At 75.4% G+C, this 18,080-nt stretch carries 14 protein-coding genes; 10 read left to right on the forward strand and 4 right to left on the reverse strand.

The window, feature by feature from the left end:
• Positions 1-10 precede the first annotated feature (10 nt).
• The 5 genes from ACI8AD_RS01175 to ACI8AD_RS01195 all read left to right on the forward strand — a co-directional run bounded on the left by ACI8AD_RS01175 (position 11) and on the right by ACI8AD_RS01195 (position 6,085).
• Entirely contained in the window at positions 11-1,624 is a 1,614-nt protein-coding gene (locus ACI8AD_RS01175) for an FAD-dependent monooxygenase (protein ID WP_456868727.1), read from the forward strand.
• Between the two features lie 17 nt (positions 1,625-1,641).
• Positions 1,642-2,847 carry a cupin domain-containing protein gene (locus ACI8AD_RS01180; protein WP_456868728.1) on the forward strand — a complete coding sequence of 402 codons (1,206 nt, stop codon included), beginning with the start codon at positions 1,642-1,644 and terminating at the stop codon, positions 2,845-2,847.
• Positions 2,844-3,683: a hypothetical protein gene (locus ACI8AD_RS01185; RefSeq protein ID WP_456868729.1), complete on the forward strand. Its 840-nt coding sequence runs from the start codon at positions 2,844-2,846 to the stop codon at positions 3,681-3,683. The genes ACI8AD_RS01180 and ACI8AD_RS01185 overlap by 4 nt, the downstream gene beginning before the upstream one ends.
• Positions 3,680-4,879, forward strand: a complete 1,200-nt coding sequence (gene fahA, locus ACI8AD_RS01190) for a fumarylacetoacetase (RefSeq protein ID WP_456868730.1) — start codon at positions 3,680-3,682, stop codon at positions 4,877-4,879. The genes ACI8AD_RS01185 and fahA overlap by 4 nt, the downstream gene beginning before the upstream one ends.
• Before the next feature lie 81 nt (positions 4,880-4,960).
• Positions 4,961-6,085 (forward strand): NDMA-dependent alcohol dehydrogenase, encoded by a 1,125-nt coding sequence (locus ACI8AD_RS01195; protein WP_456868731.1) that lies wholly within the window; start codon positions 4,961-4,963, stop codon positions 6,083-6,085.
• Here the strand turns inward: ACI8AD_RS01195 and ACI8AD_RS01200 are convergent.
• A complete protein-coding gene (locus ACI8AD_RS01200) occupies positions 6,082-6,834 on the reverse strand; it encodes an IclR family transcriptional regulator (RefSeq protein WP_456868732.1) in 753 nt (250 codons plus the stop codon). The two genes, ACI8AD_RS01195 and ACI8AD_RS01200, sit on opposite strands and share 4 nt — an antisense overlap.
• Positions 6,831-8,297 (reverse strand): APC family permease, encoded by a 1,467-nt coding sequence (locus ACI8AD_RS01205; RefSeq protein ID WP_456868733.1) that lies wholly within the window; start codon positions 8,295-8,297, stop codon positions 6,831-6,833. Before ACI8AD_RS01205 ends, ACI8AD_RS01200 begins: the two co-directional genes overlap by 4 nt.
• A gap of 220 nt (positions 8,298-8,517) precedes the next feature.
• On the opposite strand from ACI8AD_RS01205, the gene ACI8AD_RS01210 reads away from it, so the two are divergent.
• Genes ACI8AD_RS01210 through ACI8AD_RS01225 form a run of 4 tightly spaced genes read left to right on the forward strand, consistent with a single transcriptional unit; the run spans position 8,518 to position 13,346 of the window.
• A complete protein-coding gene (locus ACI8AD_RS01210) occupies positions 8,518-9,993 on the forward strand; it encodes an APC family permease (RefSeq protein ID WP_456868734.1) in 1,476 nt (491 codons plus the stop codon).
• An 11-nt stretch (positions 9,994-10,004) separates the two neighbouring features.
• The gene (locus ACI8AD_RS01215) at positions 10,005-11,921 is read left to right on the forward strand and encodes a primary-amine oxidase (RefSeq protein ID WP_456868735.1); all 1,917 of its coding nucleotides are present in this window, start codon (positions 10,005-10,007) and stop codon (positions 11,919-11,921) included.
• Entirely contained in the window at positions 11,918-12,355 is a 438-nt protein-coding gene (locus ACI8AD_RS01220; RefSeq protein WP_456868736.1) for a hypothetical protein, read from the forward strand. The genes ACI8AD_RS01215 and ACI8AD_RS01220 overlap by 4 nt, the downstream gene beginning before the upstream one ends.
• Before the next feature lie 25 nt (positions 12,356-12,380).
• On the forward strand, positions 12,381-13,346 hold the full coding sequence (locus ACI8AD_RS01225; protein WP_456868737.1) for a helix-turn-helix domain-containing protein: 966 nt from the start codon (positions 12,381-12,383) through the stop codon (positions 13,344-13,346).
• A gap of 51 nt (positions 13,347-13,397) precedes the next feature.
• Here the strand turns inward: ACI8AD_RS01225 and ACI8AD_RS01230 are convergent, their stop codons facing one another.
• Complete coding sequence (locus ACI8AD_RS01230) at positions 13,398-14,504, reverse strand: class II histone deacetylase (RefSeq protein WP_456868738.1); 1,107 nt, start codon at positions 14,502-14,504, stop codon at positions 13,398-13,400.
• 139 nt (positions 14,505-14,643) lie between these two features.
• On the opposite strand from ACI8AD_RS01230, the gene ACI8AD_RS01235 reads away from it, so the two are divergent.
• Positions 14,644-15,996, forward strand: a complete 1,353-nt coding sequence (locus tag ACI8AD_RS01235; RefSeq protein WP_456868739.1) for a cytochrome P450 — start codon at positions 14,644-14,646, stop codon at positions 15,994-15,996.
• A 12-nt stretch (positions 15,997-16,008) separates the two neighbouring features.
• Here ACI8AD_RS01235 and paaZ read toward each other — a convergent pair whose 3' ends face one another.
• The gene (gene paaZ / locus ACI8AD_RS01240) at positions 16,009-18,066 is read right to left on the reverse strand and encodes a phenylacetic acid degradation bifunctional protein PaaZ (protein ID WP_456868740.1); all 2,058 of its coding nucleotides are present in this window, start codon (positions 18,064-18,066) and stop codon (positions 16,009-16,011) included.
• Positions 18,067-18,080 lie beyond the last annotated feature (14 nt).

The raw sequence follows: 18,080 nt of genomic DNA on the forward strand, positions 1-18,080 counted from the left end.
GACCACCGCGATGACCACCTCCCCCGACACGCCGGTGCTGGTCCTGGGCGCCGGCCCGGTCGGCCAGACCGCCGCGCTGCTGCTGGCCCGCTGGGGCCTGCCGGTCGTCGTCCTCGACGCGCGGGCCGAGCGCGACCCGGTCGGCTCCAAGGCCATCTGCCAGCAGCGCGACGTCCTCGACGTGTGGGACGCCGTCGGCGTCGGCGCGGAGGTCGCCCGCCGCGGCGTCACCTGGACCACCGCCCGCACCTTCCACCGGGACCGGGAGCTGTTCTCCTTCACCTTCGCCGACCGCGGCCGCTCGCCGTTCCCGCCGTTCGTCAACGTCTCGCAGTGCGAGACCGAGGCGCTGCTCGACGAGCGCATCGCCGCCACCCCGCTGGTCGACGTCCGCTGGGGCCACCGGGTCACCGGCCTCGAGCAGGACGGCTCCGCCGACGGGACCGGTGGCGTGACCGTCACCTGCGCGACCGCCGACGGCGAGGTGCGGCTGACCGGCTCGCACGCCGTCGCCTGTCCCGGCCCGCGCAGCGACGCCGTCCGCTCGATGCTCGGGCTGTCCTTCCCCGGCGAGTCGTTCGCCGACTCCTTCCTCATCTGCGACATCCGCACCGACCTGCCCGGCTGGGAGACCGAGCGGCGCTTCTACTTCGACCCGGAGTGGAACCCCGGCCGCCAGGTGCTCATCCACCCCTGCCCGGACTCGACCTTCCGCATCGACTGGCAGGTGCCGCCGGACTTCGACCTCGCCGCCGAGGAGGCCGGGGGCGCCCTGGACCGGCGCATCCGCCAGGTGATCGGCGACCGCCCCTACGAGGTCGTCTGGAAGTCGGTCTACCGCTTCCACTCCCGGCTGGTCGACCGGATGCGCGTCGGGCGGGTGCTGGTCGCCGGCGACGCGGCGCACCTGGTCAGCCCGTTCGGTGCCCGCGGCCTGAACTCCGGCGTGCTGGACGCGGAGAACGCCGCCTGGAAGATCGCCTTCGTCCGCCGCGGCTGGGCGCCGGAGGAGCTGCTGGAGAGCTACCACGACGAACGGCACGCCGCGGCGCAGGAGAACATCGACGTCACCACCGCGACGATGCGCTTCCTGGTGCCGGGCACCGAGGCCGACGCCCGCCACCGGCTCGACGTCCTCGGGCGGGCCGCCGACGACCCGGCGGCGCGCGCCCAGGTCGACTCCGGCCGGCTGGCCGAGCCCTTCTGGTACGTCGACTCCCCGCTCACCACCCCCGACCCGGCCCGCCCGTTCCCCGGCCGCCCGGCCCGCGGCGACGTCCCGGTGCCCGCCCCCGGCGTGCTGGTGCCCGACTGCCCGGTCACCGTGCCCGGCCGGACCGACGTCGTCCGGCTGCGGCAGCTGGCCCGCGAGGGCGTCACCGTCCTGCTCGGCGACGACGCGCCCGTGCCCGACCTGGCCGGCCTCGGCGACCTCCCGGTGGCCGTCCACCGCCTGGCCGACCTGGACCCGACCCCGGTCCTGCGCGAGGCTCTGGGCGCCCGTCCCGGCGAGGTGTGGGTCCTGCGACCGGACGCCCACGTCGCCGCCGTCCTCACCCGCGGCGCGGACGTCGCCGCCGCGGTCGCCCGGGCCCTCGCCCGCCCTGTTCCCGTCCCGGCCTAGACCAGGAGGCACCCCCGATGGCGTTCTACCGGCAGGTGGGCGAGGTCCCGCCCAAGCGGCACACCCAGTTCCGCCGCCCCGACGGCGGCCTCTACTCCGAGGAGCTGGTCGGCGAGGAGGGCTTCTCCAGCGACTCCTCGCTGCTGTACCACCGCGGCGTCCCCTCGGCGATCGTCGACGCCCGCCCCTGGGAGCTGCCCGACCAGACCCTGACCCCCAACGCGCCGCTGGTCCCGCGGCACCTGAGGCTGCACGACCTGTTCCCGGGCGAGGAGCACAAGGCCACCGACCCGGTCACCGGCCGGCGGCTGGTGCTCGGCAACGGCGACGTCCGCATCTCCTACGCCGTGTCGTCGCTGACCAGCCCGTACTACCGCAACGCCACCGGCGACGAGTGCGTCTACGTCGAGCGCGGCAGCGCCACCGTGGAGACCACCTTCGGCGTGCTCGAGGTCGGCCAGGGCGACTACCTGGTCCTGCCGCGGACCACCACGCACCGCTGGATCCCCACCGGTCCCGAGCCGCTGCGCACCTACGCGATCGAGGCCAGCAGCCACATCGCCCCGCCCAAGCGCTACCTGTCGAAGTACGGGCAGTTCCTCGAGCACGCGCCCTACTGCGAGCGCGACCTGCGGGCACCGGCCGAGCCGCTGCTGGGCGAGGGCACCGACGTCGAGGTCTACGTCAAGCACCGCGGTGCCGGCCCCGGCGGGCTCGCCGGCACCGTCCACGTCGTCCCGGAGCACCCCTTCGACGTCGTCGGCTGGGACGGCTGCCTCTACCCCTACGCCTTCAACGTCGCCGACTTCGAGCCGATCACCGGCCGCGTGCACCAGCCGCCGCCGGTGCACCAGGTGTTCGAGGGCGCCAACTTCGTGATCTGCAACTTCGTGCCGCGGAAGGTCGACTACCACCCGCAGGCGGTGCCGGTGCCCTACTACCACTCCAACGTCGACAGCGACGAGATCATGTTCTACGTCGACGGCGACTACGAGGCCCGCAAGGGCTCGGGCATCGGCAAGGGCTCGATCTCGGTGCACCCCGGCGGGCACAGCCACGGCCCGCAGCCGGGCGCGGTGGAGCGCTCGCTGGGCGCGGAGTACTTCGACGAGCTCGCCGTCATGGTCGACACCTTCCGCCCCCTCGACCTCGGCGAGGCCGGCCTGGCCGCCGACGACGGGAAGTACGCCTGGACCTGGTCGGGCCGGGGCCCCTCGGCATGACGGGCCTGTTCACCGGGCTCCTCGACGACGCCGCGCTGTTCCCGCCCGGCGACGCGCCGATGGCCGCCGCCGTGCCGGCGCACCGCGAGCTGCGGGCCCGGCTCGGGGACCTGGTGGGGCCGTTCGTGGTCCCCGCCGCCCGGCTCGACGAGCTGGCCGCACACCTCGACGACGGCGAGGGGTTCGGCGTCTCCCTGGTCGCGGCGGCCGGCGACCTGCCCGCCGCCACGACCCGGGTCGACGCCGACCCGCGGCTGCGGCTGGCCGCCGTCGAGGTGCCGGTCGTCGCCGACGCGGGCGCCGCGCGGGAGGCGCTCGCCGCGGCCGCCACAGTGGTGCCCGCGGGCGTCCCGGTGGCCGTCGAGGTGCCGCGCACCGCCGGCCGCGACGCGGTCCTCGACGTGCTCGCCGGCACCGGCGCCCGCGCCAAGCTGCGCACCGGCGGCCTGCGGGCCGACCTGTTCCCCTCCGCGGGCGAGCTCGCCGGCACGCTGGCCGCCTGCGTCGCCCGCGGCGTCGCGGTCAAGTGCACCGCCGGCCTGCACGCCGCGCTGCCGCACACCGACCCGGCCACCGGCTCCGCCCACCACGGCTTCCTCACCGTGCTCCTGGCGGCCGACGCGCTGGCCTCGGGGGCGAGCGCGGAGGCCGCGGCGGCGGAACTGGCCCGCACCGACCCCGCCGCCGTGGCCGGTGCGGTGCGCGGCTGGCCGGCCGACCGTGCCGCCCGCGCCCGCGCCGTGTTCACCTCCTTCGGCACCTGCAGCGTGCTCGAGCCGGTCGACGACCTCGTCGCCCTCGGGCTGCTCCCCTCCCTCAACAGGACCTCTGCATGAGCTGGCTCGACCTGCCCGACGACACCGGCTTCGGCGTCGACAACCTCCCCCACGGCGTCTTCTCCACGCCCGGCACCGCGCCGCGCACCGGGGTCGCCGTCGGCGACGCCGTGCTCGACCTCGCCGCGGCCACCGGCGACGAGGTGCACGCCACCGGCTCGCTCAACGCCTTCCTGGCACGCGGGCCGCGGGCCTGGGCGGACCTGCGGGCGCAGCTGACCGGGTGGCTCACCGACGAGGCACACCGCGCCCGGGTGGAGCCGCACCTGGTGCCGCGGTCGGAGGTGACGCTGCACCTGCCGGTCGAGGTCGCCGACTACGTCGACTTCTACAGCTCCCGGCACCACGCCGAGAACCTCGGCCGGATGTTCCGGCCCGACTCCCCGCCGCTGACGCCGAACTGGCAGCACCTGCCCATCGGCTACCACGGCCGCGCCGGCACCGTCGCCGTCTCCGGGACGCCGGTGGTGCGACCGAGCGGGCAGCGCAAGGGCCCCGCCGACGACGCCCCGACCTTCGGCCCCTCGCAGCGCCTCGACATCGAGGCCGAGGTCGGCTTCGTCGTCGGGACCGGCTCCGAGCTGGGCGCGCCGGTGCCGCTGGACGCCTTCGCCGACCACGTCTTCGGCGTCTGCCTGGTCAACGACTGGTCGGCGCGGGACATCCAGTCCTGGGAGTACGTGCCGCTGGGGCCCTTCCTCGGCAAGAGCTTCCTCACCTCGGTGTCCCCCTGGGTGGTGCCGCTGGCGGCCCTGGAGGCCGCGCGGGTGGCCCCGCCGGCCCGGGACGTGGCGCTGCTGCCCTACCTCGACGACGCCGGCACGCCGCCCTGGGGGCTCGACATCGCGATCGAGGTCCGCCTCAACGGGGAGCTCGTGTCCTGCCCGCCGTTCGACCTCGTGTACTGGACCGCCGCCCAGCAGCTGGCCCACACCACGGTCAACGGCGCCTCGCTGCGCACCGGCGACCTGTTCGCCTCCGGCACCGTCTCCGGCCCGGCGAGGGACCAGCGCGGCTCGTTCATCGAGCTCTCCTGGGGCGGGGAGGAGCCACTCACCCTCGCCGACGGCTCCACCCGCACCTTCCTCCAGGACGGCGACGTCGTCACCCTCACCGCCACCGCACCGGGCACCGGCGGCGGCCGGATCTCCCTCGGCGAGGTCACCGGCCGCGTCGAGCCCTCCTCCCTGCCCTGACCCACACCCCCTGTCACCACCCGCCCGACCCGGGCACGGCCGCGGACGTGCCCGAGCCACCCCGCCCGGAGAGGAGTCCCCGTGCCCATCACCACCAAGGTGTCGCTGGTCCGCCAGGCCCCCGGCACGTACGAGACCGCCACCGTCGAGCTCGACGACCCCCGCCAGGGCGAGGTGACCGTCAAGATCGCCGCGTCCGGCCTCTGCCACTCCGACGACCACGTCGCCACCGGGGACGTCCCGGTCGGCATCTACCCGTTCGTCGGCGGCCACGAGGGTGCCGGCGTGGTCACCGCCGTCGGGCCGAACACCCCCGGCTTCGAGGTCGGCGACCACGTCGTCTTCTCGTTCCTGCCCGCCTGCGGGAAGTGCGAGTTCTGCGCGCAGGGGATGAGCAACCTGTGCGACCTGGGCGCCTCGCTGCTCACCGGCGCCCGCGCCGACGACCCGACCAGCTTCCGGATGCGCGAGAACGGACAGCCGGTGGGCCAGCAGTGCGGCATCTCCACGTTCGCCGAGTACACGACCGCCTCCGTCGACTCCGTCATCAGGATCGACCGGGACATCCCGCTCAAGGCCGCCGCGCTGGTCGGCTGCGGCGTGCCCACCGGCTTCGGCTCGGCGGTCAACTCCGCGAACATCGAGCCGGGCGCCACCGTGATCGTCATGGGGATCGGCGGGATCGGCGCCAACGCCCTGCAGGGCGCGGTGCACGCCGGCGCGACGACGGTCATCGCCGTGGACCCGGTGGCGGCCAAGGCCGAGTGGGCGCAGCAGTTCGGCGCCACCCACTTCTTCGAGGGCATCGACGAGGCGGCCGAGTACGCCCGGTCGATCACCAACGGGCAGGGCGCCGACGCCACGATCGTCACCGTCGGCGTCGTCCAGGGCGAGCACGTGGCCCAGGCGCTGGCCAGCGTCCGCAAGGCCGGCACCGTGGTGCTGACCGGCCTGGGCGACCTCACCGCCGTCGGCGCGCCCATCTCCCTCGGCGACCTCACGCTCATGCAGAAGCGGCTGCAGGGCTCGCTGTTCGGCGAGTCCAACCCCCGCCACGACGTGCCCAACCTGCTGCGCATGTACCAGGCCGGCCAGCTCAAGCTCGACGAGCTGGTGACCAAGGAGTACACGCTCGACGAGGTGGCGCAGGCCTACGAGGACATGCACGCCGGCCGCAACATCCGCGGCGTCGTCGTCTTCGACTAGCCGAGCAGCGGGCCCAGGCGGCGGGCGAACCCCTCCGCCAGGCCGGCGGAGGCGGCCAGCGCGGCGGGGGCGGCGCCCCGGACGGTGACGACGACGGCGGCCACCAGCGCCCCCGCCGGCGCCCGCACGGGGACCGCCGCGCACGTCAGGTCCTCGTGCACCTGCCCCGCCTGCACCGCCCACCCGCGCCGGCGGGTCTCGCGCAGCTCGGCGTCGAGGTCGGCCGGCCGCACGACGGTCCGGTCGGTGAGGCGGTGCAGCCGGGCGGGGCTGAGGACCTCCTGCCAGTCGGCCTGCTCGGCCAGCAGCAGCTTCCCGGGCGCGGAGGCGTGCAGGTGGCGCTCGACGAGCTCCGGGGCCTGCAGCGGGTGGTCGGGGTCGACGTCGGCGCAGTGCAGCGTGGAGGACGTGCACAGCACCAGGTGGACGCCCCAGCGCACCTGGCCGCGCAGCTCGGCGACCACCTCGCGGGCCGCGGTGCACAGCGGCGCGGTGGCCGCGGCGCCGGTGAGCCGGGCGGCCTTGCGGCCCATCGCGAAGCCGTGCAGGTCGGGCAGCCGCACCAGGTACTCCTCCCCCACCAGCAGGTTGAGCAGCCGGTAGGTGGTCGCCGGCGGGAGCCCGAGCTCGTCGGCGACCTCCTTCGCCGTGACGCCGGCCCCGACCCGGGCCACCGTCTCGAGGATGGCCAGCGCGCTCTGGACGGCCTTGGGCTGACGCCCGGTGAGCCCCCGGTCGATGGCCGTCATCGCGGCGGCTCGGCCGCGACGCTGCCCGGGAGCACGCTGCTGGCCGTGGCCTGGTCGTACACGCCGACCGCGCGCAGCCGCTCCGGGCTGCGCCACCGCAGCCACAGCGCCCACGCCACCCCGGGCGCCAGTGCGGCGAGGAAGACCGTCGCCGTCGCCTCGCCGTCCCACCGCGCGGCCCCGGCGACGGCGACCAGCAGCCCGGCCAGGCCCACCGCCGCGGCCAGCACGCCACCGAGCAGCGGGAGCACGGTGAGCTCCCCGATCCGGCGCAGGAACAGCGGCATCGCCAGGCACGCCAGCACGTAGGCGACCAGGTAGCCGAAGGCCGAGACGGTCAGCGAGCCGACCAGCACCGACAGCGGCCGGGCCCCGAGGGCGAGCGCGACGACCGGCACGCCGACGACCGCCGGCACCACCAGGGCCAGCGCCCGGTGCGGGGTCTCGAACCGGCGGTGGGTGCGGCCCAGGGTCCGCGGCAGCACCTCCTCGCGGGCCATCGAGAACAGCACCCGCCCGAGCGCGTTGGTCGAGCCGGTGACGCAGGCGAAGAACGACGCGGCGATGCCCAGGTCCAGCAACCGGCGCAGGGGCAGCAGGCCGTTGCGGTCGGCGAGCTCGGCCACCGGCACCGGACTGGTGAGCACGTCCAGCGGAGCGGCGCGCAGGAGCACCACCTGCGCCACCGCGGCGGCGAACACCAGCACCCCCGCCACGGCCGGGGTCCACAGCACCGCGCGGGGGACGGCGACGAGCGGGCGGCGCGCCTCCACCCCGAGCACGGCGGCGCTCTCGAAGCCCATGAACGCGGTGACGCCGAGCACCACGCCCACGGCCAGCCCACCCCAGTGCAGCGGCGCGTCGACGACGGGCGCCGCGGTGTCGGGCGCCCCGCGGGCGACCACCAGCAGCACCCCGAGCACGACGACGACCAGCAGCACCGACACGACCTCGAGGACCAGGGCGACCCGGGCCGACAGCCGGATGCCGCGCACCGCGAAGGTGGCGGCCAGCAGCCCGAGCCCGCCGGCCAGCAGGGCGACGACCGACGGCGTCGGCTCGAGCCCGACCAGCCCGGCGCCGTAGAGCGCCGAGCCGACCAGGGCCGACATCGCGACGGCGGCGTAGCCGATGAGCAGCGCCCAGCCGCCGACCAGCGCGCCGACCGGGCCGAGGCCCTTCGCGGTGTAGCTGTACGTGCCGCCCACCGCGGCCATCCGGCGCCCGAACTGGGTGAGGCACCAGCCGATGAGCAGCACCAGGGCGGTGGCGGCGACGAACGCCGGCAGGGTGGCCGCACCGGCCTCGACCAGCACGATCGAGGGGACGACGACCATCGCCGCCGTCGGGGCCAGCGCCGACACCGACTGGGCGAGCACCTCGGCGAAGCTGAGACGCCGCCGGCGCAGCCCCTCCACCGGCGACCGCGCGGGCAGCCGGACGGCGGTGCTGCGCTGCGCCATGCCACTCCCCTCGACTGCTGCGCGAGGGTAGGGCAGAGCGCGTGTCGTCGACGTCCTCCCCGAATGAGAAAACGTGACCGCCGTCTCCCGTTCGGTGTAACGAGAACGTTTCCGCGTCATGACGGCCGTGTAACCGCGCACCTCGCGGGCCGGGTCAGGCTCGTCAGCCATCGCCCGTCCGCCCGGCAGCTCCCGGCTGCCGCCGCCCCGGAGGTCGCCCATGGCCACCGTCTCCGACCCACCACCGGCCGCGCCGGCCACCGGCACCGCCGAGCGCCACCGGCTGACCGGCCGCCTCGGCGCCGGCGCCATCGTCTTCATGGTGGTGGCCGCCGCCGCGCCCCTGACGGTCATCGCCGGCTCGGTGCCCATCGGCATCGCCGCGGGCAACGGCGCGGGCTACCCCGCGATGTACGTCGTCGCGGCCGTCGTCCTGCTCTTCTTCGCCGTCGGCTTCACCGCCATGACCCGCCACGTGCCGAACGCCGGCGCGTTCTACTCCTACGTCGGCACCGGGCTCGGCCGCGGCGCCGGCCTGGGCAGCGCCCTCGTCGCGCTGATCAGCTACGTGACCGTGCAGGGCGCGGTCTACGGCTACGTCGGGTTCCTCCTCGACGACCTGGTCACCGGCTACGGCGGCCCGTCGCTGCCCTGGTGGCTGTGGACCGCCGTCGTCCTGGCCGTCACCGGCCTGCTCGGCTACCGGCACATCGAGCTGTCCAGCAGGGTGCTCGGGGTCCTGCTCGTCGCCGAGGTGGGCATCGTCCTGGTGCTCGACGCCGCGGTCGTCTTCCAGGGCGGCGGCGACGAGGGCCTGTCCACCGCGCTGCTGCAGCCCGCCGAGGTCCTCTCCGGCGCCCCCGGCATCGGGCTGATGTTCGCCATCGCCGGCTTCATCGGCTTCGAGGCGACCGCGATCTTCCGCGACGAGGCCCGCGATCCCGAGCGGACCATCCCCCGGGCGACCTACCTGGCGCTGGCCATCATCGGGGTCTTCTACACGCTGTCCTCCTGGGCCATCGTGAGTGCGTGGGGCGACAGCGCGATCGTCGACGCCGCGGCCGCCGACCCCGGCGGGATCGTGGTGGCGACGGCCGCGGACTACGTCGGCACGGCCGCGGCCGACGTCATGCAGGTGCTGTTCGTGACCAGCCTCTTCGCCGCGATCCTGTCGTTCCACAACGTGCTCTCGCGCTACGTCTTCTCCCTCGGCAACACCGGCGTCCTGCCCGTCGCCTGCGGGCGCAGCCACACCCGGCACGCCTCGCCGCACGTCGCCTCGCTGATCACCACCGCGGTCGGCGGCCTGCTGATGGCCGTGTGCGCCCTCGCCGGCCTCGACCCGGTGCTGGAGATCTTCACCTGGCTGGCCGGCATCGCCAGCGTCGGCATCGTCGTGCTGATGCTGCTGGCCTGCGTCGCCGTCGTCGTCTTCTTCCGCCGCACCGGGCTGGACCGGCGGCCGTGGCACACCCTGGTCGCCCCCGGCCTCGGCGCGGTCGGCCTGGCGCTGATCCTCGTGCTGCTCGTCCGCAACCTGCCGCTGCTCATGGGCGGCTCCACGGCGCTCGGCGTCGGCGCCGGCGTCCTGCTCGCCGTCGCCCTCGCCTCCGGCTGGCTGCTCGCCCGCGCCCGCCCCCACGCCGCCCGCGACCTCACCGCCGCCACCCCCGCCGACCACGCCCCGCAGATCTGAGGAGGAACCCGATGACCCTGACCGCCCCCCGCTCCACCGCCACCCATCCACTGTCCCGGCTCACCGCCGAGGAGATCACCGCCGCCGCCGCGATCGTCCGCGACGCCGGTCTGGTGCAGGAGAGCTCCAAGTTCGTCTACGTCGGCCTGGTCGAGCCGCACAAGCGCGAGGTGCTCGCCTGGACCCCGGGCGACCCGGTCGAGCGGCGGGCGCGCGTGCTGCTGCTCGACCGCGCCACCGGCAACGGCCGCGACCTGACCGTCTCGATCACCGGTGGCACGGTCGTCGAGGACCTCGAGATCGACGGCGCCGCCGACGGCCAGGTACCGATCCTCGACGCCGAGTTCGAGGCCATCGAGCCGATCCTCGCCGCCGACGAGCGCTGGGTCGCGGCGATGGAGAAGCGCGGCCTGCAGGTGGCCGACGTGCGGGCCGTGCCCCTGTCGGCCGGCTCGTACTTCCCCGACGAGTCCGGGCACCGGATCGTGCGCGTCCTCGGCTTCCACCAGACCGACCCGGCCGACCTCCCCTGGGCGCACCCCGTCGACGGCGTCGTCGCCTACGTCGACATCACCCGCGGGGTCACCACCGCCGTGCACGACCACTTCGACCTGGCGGTCCCGGCCGAGCGCGCCGACCTCGACCAGGAGACCCACCCGCACGCGGTCCGCGACCTCAAGCCCATCGAGATCACCCAGCCCGAGGGCCCGAGCTTCACCGTCGAGGACGACGTCGTCCGCTGGGCCGGCTGGGAGTTCCGCGTCGGCTTCGACGCCCGCGAGGGCCTGGTCCTCCACCAGCTGTCCATCGACGGTCGCTCGGTGGTGCACCGCGCCTCGATCGCGGAGATGGTCGTGCCCTACGCCGACCCCTCGCCGGTGCGGTTCTGGCAGAACTACTTCGACGTCGGCGAGTACCTCTTCGCCCGCTACACCAACTCCCTCGAGCTGGGCTGCGACTGCCTGGGCGAGATCCACTACTTCGACGGCACCCTGGCCGACGAGGACGGGGCGCCGCGGACCATCCGCAACGCGATCTGCCTGCACGAGGAGGACTACGGCGTCGCCTGGAAGCACACCGACCTGTTCAACGGGATGGCCGAGACCCGGCGCTCGCGCCGCCTGGTGATCAGCTTCTTCACGACCATCGGCAACTACGACTACGGCTTCTACTGGTACCTCTACACCGACGGCACGATCCAGCTGGAGAGCAAGGCCACCGGCATCGTGTTCACCTCCGCCTACCGCGGGGAGGACCACCCCTACGCCACCGAGGTCGCCCCGGGGCTCGGCGCGCCGTTCCACCAGCACCTGTTCTCCGCCCGGCTGGACATGGCCGTGGACGGCACCGGCAACACCGTCCACGAGGTGGACGCCGTCCGGCTCCCGGTGAGCGACACCAACCCGTACGGCAACGCCTTCCAGCGGCGGCTGACCCCGCTCACCCGGGAGTCGGAGGCGCAGCGGGTCAGCGACGCGACGGTGGGGCGGACCTGGCACGTGGTCAACCCGTCGAGGACCAACCGGCTCGGGCAGCCCGTGGGCTACGCGCTGCACCCGCAGGCCTCGCCGGTGCTGCTCGCCGACGACGAGTCCTCGATCGCCCAGCGCGCGGCGTTCTCGACCAAGACCCTGTGGGTGACCGAGTACGACCCCGCCGAGCGCTATCCGGCCGGCGACTTCGTCAACCAGCACCCCGGCTCCGGCGGGCTGCCGTCCTTCGTCGCCGACGACGCCCCGCTGGAGGACACCGACGTCGTCCTCTGGCACACCTTCGGGCTCACCCACTTCCCGCGCCCGGAGGACTGGCCGGTCATGCCGACCGACTACACCGGCTTCACCCTCAAGCCGGTCGGCTTCTTCGACCGCAACCCCGCGCTCGGCCTGCCGCGGTCGACCTCGTCGCACTGCGCGTCGCACGGGTCGTGACGGCCGCTGCCGTCGCCGCCCGGCCGGAGGCACCCGCCCTCGGCCGGGCGGCCGCCGCCCTCGCCGTGGCCGGCGGCCTGGTGCACCTGCTGCTGCTCGACGTCACGTCCCTGGCCTCACTGGCCATGGCCGCGACGGCGGCGGTCTGCCTGCCCTGCGCGTGGCGGCTGTGGCGGCGGCCGAGCCGCTCGGCGTGGCAGGTGACCCTGCTGGCCGACGTCACGATGCTCGCCCTGCACGTGCAGCTGCTCGCCGGGCCGGCCGGCGGCGGCACGGGGCACGCGGCCCACTCGGGCGCCGCTCCCGGCGGCCTGGCGTGGACCGGGCTCGTGCTCGTCGCCGGGTCGCTGGCAGCCGGCGTCCTGGCCCTGGTCCGCGACCGCCGGACGGGGCCCCGGCGGGACCTGCTGCCGTCGGCCGGCACCCAGGGCTGAGCCGGCCCCAGGGGAGGTCGCGCCCGTGCCGGACCCACTGGACCTCGCGCTCGGCCTCGTCACGGCCGCGTCGTCGGCCTCGACCGCCCGCGCCACGGCCGACGAGGTCGTCGCCGAGCTCCGCGACCAGCCCGGCGTCGCCGCCGTCGCGGTGCACGTCCGCGAGCCCCTGAGCGGACGGCACCTCGCGCTCGCCTCCGACGGCTACCCGGGCCCGGTCCTCGACCACCTCGGCGGTCCGGGGTTCCTGGAGGACGACGTCGGCTACCGGCTGCTGGTCACCGACCCCACCCGCCGGGCGCGGTGCTGGCGCGACGTGGAGGGCTACACGTCCACGCCGTCGGTGCGCGACGTCTTCGGCCCGGCGGGGTTCTGCGGCGGGGCCACCGCACGGCTGGTCACCAGGGACGGCCGCTGGACCGGTGACCTGCACGTCAGCGCGAGGACCGAGGCCGGCCCCGCACCCGACGTGGTCGCCGCGCTGCACCACGCCGCGCCCGCCCTGGCCGCCGCGGTGGACGGCACCCGCTGGCTCGGCGTGCTCTCCACGGCCCTCGCCCCGGGCGAGGCGGCCTGCCTGGTCCCCCGGGAGGGCGGGCGGCCACACCCGCTGCCCGGCCGCGTCCCCCTGCCGGTCGACCCCGGGCTGCTGCGCGCCGTGCGAGCCCGGCGCCGGGACGAGGCGGACGGCACCTGGTACTGGCGCGGCCCGCCGGGCTGGTACCGCGTGCGGCTGCTCGCGGTCGCCGGCGGGACCCTGGTCGCCGGCCGGCCCGGGGACCTGCCGGGCGGACTGACGCCCCGCGAGCTCGAGGTCCTCTCGCTGCTCGCCGAGGGGGCGTCCAACCACGCGCTGGCGCGCCGCCTGGGCATCAGCGAGCGGACGGCCGCCCACCACGTCGAGCACGTCCTGGCCAAGTGCGGGGCACCCAGCCGGGCCGCGGCCGCGGCCCGCGCGGTGCGCGACGGCTGGCGGCTGCTGCCCGGCTGAGCGCCCGGCTGCGTGCCCGGCTGAGTGCCCGTCCGTGCCGGGTGCCCTGCGTCAGGCCGTCGGCACGGCGTCCACCACCGGCGACAGGGCGTCGACGACGTCCTTCTGGTGCGGCTGCAGGTCCATGCCGCCGATCGCCGACAGGAAGTCGAGGAACGGGTCCTCGACCCCGGTGCGGACACCGCTGAGCTGCTCGATGGTCGCCAGCCCGCAGAAGGGCACGTACGCCGCGGAGTAGCCGCCCTCGTGGACGACGAGCAGCCGCCCGCCGGCGGTCTCGGCGGCGATGTCGCCGACCATGCGGGTCATCTCCCGGTAGGCGTCGGAGTGGAGCATCTGCCGGCCCAGGGGGTCCAGCGCGCTGCTGTCGAAACCGGACGCCACGAACACGAACTCCGGGGCGAAGCGCCGCAGCGCCGGCACCACCAGGGTCTCCATCGCGTAGAGGTAACCGCCGACGCCGGTGCCGGGCGGCAGGGGGACGTTCAGGTTCGTCCCCGCCCCCGCGCCCTCCCCGGTTTCGTCGCCGGCGCCGCTCTCGTGCGGGTAGTAGGAGTCCTGGTGGAGCGAGACGGTGAGCACGTCGGCGTCGCCGTAGAAGGCCTGCTGGGTGCCGTTGCCGTGGTGGACGTCCCAGTCGACGACCGCGATCCGGCCCACGCCGTGCACCGCCTGCAGGTGGCGGGCGGCGATCGCCACGTTGCCGAACATGCAGAACCCGCGGCCGCGGTCGCGCTCGGCGTGGTGGCCCGGCGGGCGCACCAGCGCGTAGGCGTTGTCGACGGTCCGGGCGTGCACGGCCTCGGCGGCGACGACGGCCCCGCCCGCGGCGAGGCGGGCGATGTCGTAGCCGCCCGGGCCGAACGGGACCAGCTCCCCGGCGTCACCGCCACCGGCGGCCGACATCTCCTCCATGCGCCGCACGTACTCCTCGTCGTGCACGCGGCAGAGCTCCTCGACCGTGGCCGGCCGGGCGTCGAGCCACTGCAGCTGCTTGGACAGCCCCGAGGCGTCGAGCAGGTTCTTCAGCCGGCGCTTGGTGCGCGGGTTCTCCGCGTGCTCGTCCGGCTCGATCCACCCGCCGGCGGGGATGAAGGCCCCGGCCGAGCGGGTGTCCCACCACATGTACTTCTCGTCCCACAGCGCACCGGTCGCCATCGCCGTCTCCTCCCGACTGGGCCCCTCCCCGGGCAGGAGACAACCCCGGGGCGGCCGGGTCCTCAATGGGCGCTTGTGCCCATCCCCCCGGTGCGCGCCGCACCTTGTCCGCCCGCCGGGCCGACACGAGACTCGCGGGGTGAGCAGCCGACCGCCGGGGACCGTCCCCCCGCTGTCCGACGCGGAGACCCTCGCGCTGGTCGACCCGGTCACCTACGAGACCGGCCCGCCGTTCGACCTGCTGCGCCGGCTGCGCGCGCAGACCCCGGTCGTGTGGGTCGAGGAGCCGGCACTGCACGGCCAGCCGGCCGGTCCCGGCTTCTGGCTGGTGCTGCGGCACGCCGACGTGGAGCGGGTGCTGCGCGACCCGGCGACGTTCTCCTCGTGGCTGGGCGCCACCCAGGTCCGCGACGCCGCCGACCTGGCGTGGGTGCGCCGGATGATGCTCAACACCGACCCGCCCGACCACTCGCGGCTGCGGCGGCTGCTGTCGCGCTCGTTCACCCCGCGCGCGGTCGCCGCGCTGACGGAGGCGATCGGGGCCGCAGCGGCCGGCCTGGTCGAGCGCACGGTCGCCGGCGCCGCCGAGGGCCGGTGCGACTTCGCCAGGGACGTCGCCGCCGACCTGCCGCTGCTCACCCTCGCCGACGTGCTCGGCGTGCCGGCGGAGGACCGCTGGCTGATGTTCGACTGGTCCAACCGGGTGATCGGCTGGCAGGACCCCGACTACGCCACGTCGGCCGCCTTCGACGGCACCGGCGGGACGGCGATGGCGCGGGAGGCGCTGGCGCTGCGCCCGGCCCCCGGCCCGGACGGGCGGATGCCCGACCCGCGCACCCGCGCCGGCATGCCCGACCTCTACGCCTACGCCCGGCTGCTGGCCGAGGAGAAGCGCCGGGCACCGGGCGCCGACGTCATGTCGGTCCTGCTGGCGCAGGTCGACGACGACGGCGGCCAGGTGAGCACGGAGGAGTTCGAGAACCTGTTCTGGCTCTTCGCCGTCGCGGGCAACGAGACGCTGCGCAACGGCCTCCCGGGCGGGCTGATCGCGCTGCTGCAGCACCCCGAGCAGCTGGCCGCGGTGCGCGCCGACCCGTCGCTGCTGCCCGGCGCGGTCGAGGAGGTGCTGCGCTGGTGGACCCCGGTCATGGTGTTCCGCCGCACCGCCACGACCGACGTCGACCTGGCCGGCGTGCGCGTCTCGGCCGGGGACAAGGTGGTCGTGTCGTTCACCTCGGCCAACCGCGACGAGGCCGTGTTCGCCGACCCCGACCGCTTCGACGTCGGCCGCGCCCCCAACCCGCACCTGTCCTTCGGCCACGGCCCGCACTTCTGCCTCGGGGCGCAACTGGCCCGCGTGCAGATGCGCGCGCTGTTCGCCGAGCTGCTGCGGCGGACGCGCACCGTGCAGCTCGACGGGCCCCCGGCGCTGCTGCGGTCGAACTTCCAGCGCGGGGTCAAGCGGCTGCCGATCCGCTGGGCAGCCGCCTGACCCCGGGACGCCTCAGCTGCCCGCGGCCACCGGCGGCCAGGTCTTCGCGACCATGGTCAGCACGTCGTAGGTGGCCACCGGCTTCCCCTCGCCGTTGACGACGACGGCGTCCCAGCGCACCTCGCCGTGGTCGGCGCCGCCGCGCGGGGTGATCTGCTTGGCCGTCAGCGTCACCGTCAGCTCCTCCCCCGGCTTGACCGGGGTGAGGAACCGCAGGTCGTCCACGCCGTAGTTGGCCAGCACCGGGCCCGGGTCGGGGTCGACGAACAGCCCCGCCGCCCAGGACACGATCAGGTAGCCGTGCGCGACCCGGCCGCCGAAGAGCGGGTTGGCGCGCGCGGCCTCCTCGTCCGTGTGGGCGTAGAAGGTGTCGCCGGTGAACTCGGCGAAGTGCTCGATGTCGGCGAGCGTCACCGGGCGCGGGCCGGCGGTCACCGAGTCGCCGATGCGCAGCTCGGCCAGCGACTTGCGGAACGGGTGGACGCCGTCGTCGCGCCGCTGCGCGCCGGTCACCCAGCGGCCGCCGATGGCCGTCAGCGCGTCGGGCGAGGCCTGCACGGCGGTGCGCTGCATGTGGTGCAGCACGCCGCGGATGCCGCCGAGCTCCTCTCCGCCGCCGGCGCGGCCGGGGCCGCCGTGCACCAGCACCGGGAGCGGCGAGCCGTGGCCGGTGTTCTCCCCGGCATCGTCGCGGTCGAGCACGAGGATCCGGCCGTGCGCGTGCGCGGCGCCGAGCACGAAGGCCCGCGCGAACTCCCGGTCGTGGGTGACCACCGAGCCGACCAGGCTGCCCTGCCCGCGCGCGGCCAGCTCGACCGCCTGGGCGACCCCGTCGTAGGGCAGCACGGTGCTGACCGGGCCGAACGCCTCGACGTCGTGCGGCTCGGCGGCGGCCGGGTCGTCGCAGCGCAGCAGCAGCGGCGGGAGGAACGCGCCGCGGTCGCGGTCGGCGCCCACCACGTCGAAGTGCTCGGGGTCGCCGGCCACCAGCTCGGCGACCCCGCGCAGCGCCTTGAGCGCGCGCAGCACCTCCTCGCGCTGGTCGAGGCTCGCCAGCGCGCCCATCGTCACGCCGTCGGCCCCCGGCGCGCCGACGACGACCTGGGCCAGCCGCTCGCGGGTGGCCTCGACGACGTCGTCGACCAGCTCCCGCGGCACGAGGGCGCGGCGGATCGCGGTGCACTTCTGGCCGGCCTTGACCGTCATCTCGGTGACCAGCTGGTCGACGAACAGCCCGAACTCGGGGGTCTCCGGCGTCGCGTCGGGGCCGAGCACCGAGCAGTTGAGCGAGTCTGCCTCGGCGTTGAACCGCACCGAGTTGGCCACGACCGCAGGGTGGCTGCGCAGCTTGCGGGCGGTCGCCGCCGAGCCGGTGAAGAAGACGAGGTCCTGCCCGGCCAGCCCGTCGAGCAGCCCGGCGGGGCTGCCGGCCAGCAGCTGCACCGACCCCTCGGGCAGCAGCCCGGACCCGACGATCGCGCGGACCACGGCCTCGGTCAGGTAGGCGGTCTGGCCGGCCGGCTTGACGATCGTCGGCACGCCGGCGAGGAAGGCCGGCGCCAGCTTCTCCAGGAACCCCCACACGGGGAAGTTGAAGGCGTTGACCTGCACCGCGACCCCGCGCAACGGCGTGTACAGGTGCTGGCCGGCGAAGGTGCCCCGCCGGCCCAGCGGCTCGACCGCGCCGTCGAGGACGACCGTGTCGTCGGGCAGCTCGCGGCGGCCCTTGCTCGCGTAGGACAGCAGCGTGCCGAAGCCGCCGTCGACGTCGACGGCGCTGTCGCCGTCGGTGGCGCCGGTGCGCCGGGACAGCGCGTAGAAGGCGTCCTTGTCGGCCATCAGCCGCAGGCCCACCTGCTTGAGCAGCCCGGCGCGCTGGTGGAAGGTCAGCTCCCGCAGCGCCGGGCCGCCGACGGTGCGGGCGTGGTCGAGCATCGCGGCGACGTCGAGGCCGGTGCTGCTGATCCGGGCGACGGTCTCGCCGGTGACGGCGTCGGCGATCGGCGTGCCCTCGTCGGGCGCGGCGTACCACCGGCCGGCGGCGTAGCTCTCGAGCAGGGGTGCGGTCATGCGGGTCTCCAGGG

The sequence above is a fragment of the Geodermatophilus sp. SYSU D00766 genome (assembly GCF_054049915.1).

Excerpts from the sequence above, each read along its gene's own strand:
- ACI8AD_RS01175 (WP_456868727.1), top strand. The coding sequence starts at position 11 with ATGACCACCTCCCCCGACACGCCGGTGCTGGTCCTGGGCGCCGGCCCG.
- ACI8AD_RS01180 (WP_456868728.1), top strand. The coding sequence starts at position 1,642 with ATGGCGTTCTACCGGCAGGTGGGCGAGGTCCCGCCCAAGCGGCACACC.
- ACI8AD_RS01185 (WP_456868729.1), top strand. The coding sequence starts at position 2,844 with ATGACGGGCCTGTTCACCGGGCTCCTCGACGACGCCGCGCTGTTCCCG.
- fahA (WP_456868730.1), top strand. The coding sequence starts at position 3,680 with ATGAGCTGGCTCGACCTGCCCGACGACACCGGCTTCGGCGTCGACAAC.
- ACI8AD_RS01200 (WP_456868732.1), bottom strand. The coding sequence starts at position 6,834 with ATGACGGCCATCGACCGGGGGCTCACCGGGCGTCAGCCCAAGGCCGTC.
- ACI8AD_RS01205 (WP_456868733.1), bottom strand. The coding sequence starts at position 8,297 with ATGGCGCAGCGCAGCACCGCCGTCCGGCTGCCCGCGCGGTCGCCGGTG.
- ACI8AD_RS01210 (WP_456868734.1), top strand. The coding sequence starts at position 8,518 with ATGGCCACCGTCTCCGACCCACCACCGGCCGCGCCGGCCACCGGCACC.
- ACI8AD_RS01215 (WP_456868735.1), top strand. The coding sequence starts at position 10,005 with ATGACCCTGACCGCCCCCCGCTCCACCGCCACCCATCCACTGTCCCGG.
- ACI8AD_RS01230 (WP_456868738.1), bottom strand. The coding sequence starts at position 14,504 with ATGGCGACCGGTGCGCTGTGGGACGAGAAGTACATGTGGTGGGACACC.
- paaZ (WP_456868740.1), bottom strand. The coding sequence starts at position 18,066 with ATGACCGCACCCCTGCTCGAGAGCTACGCCGCCGGCCGGTGGTACGCC.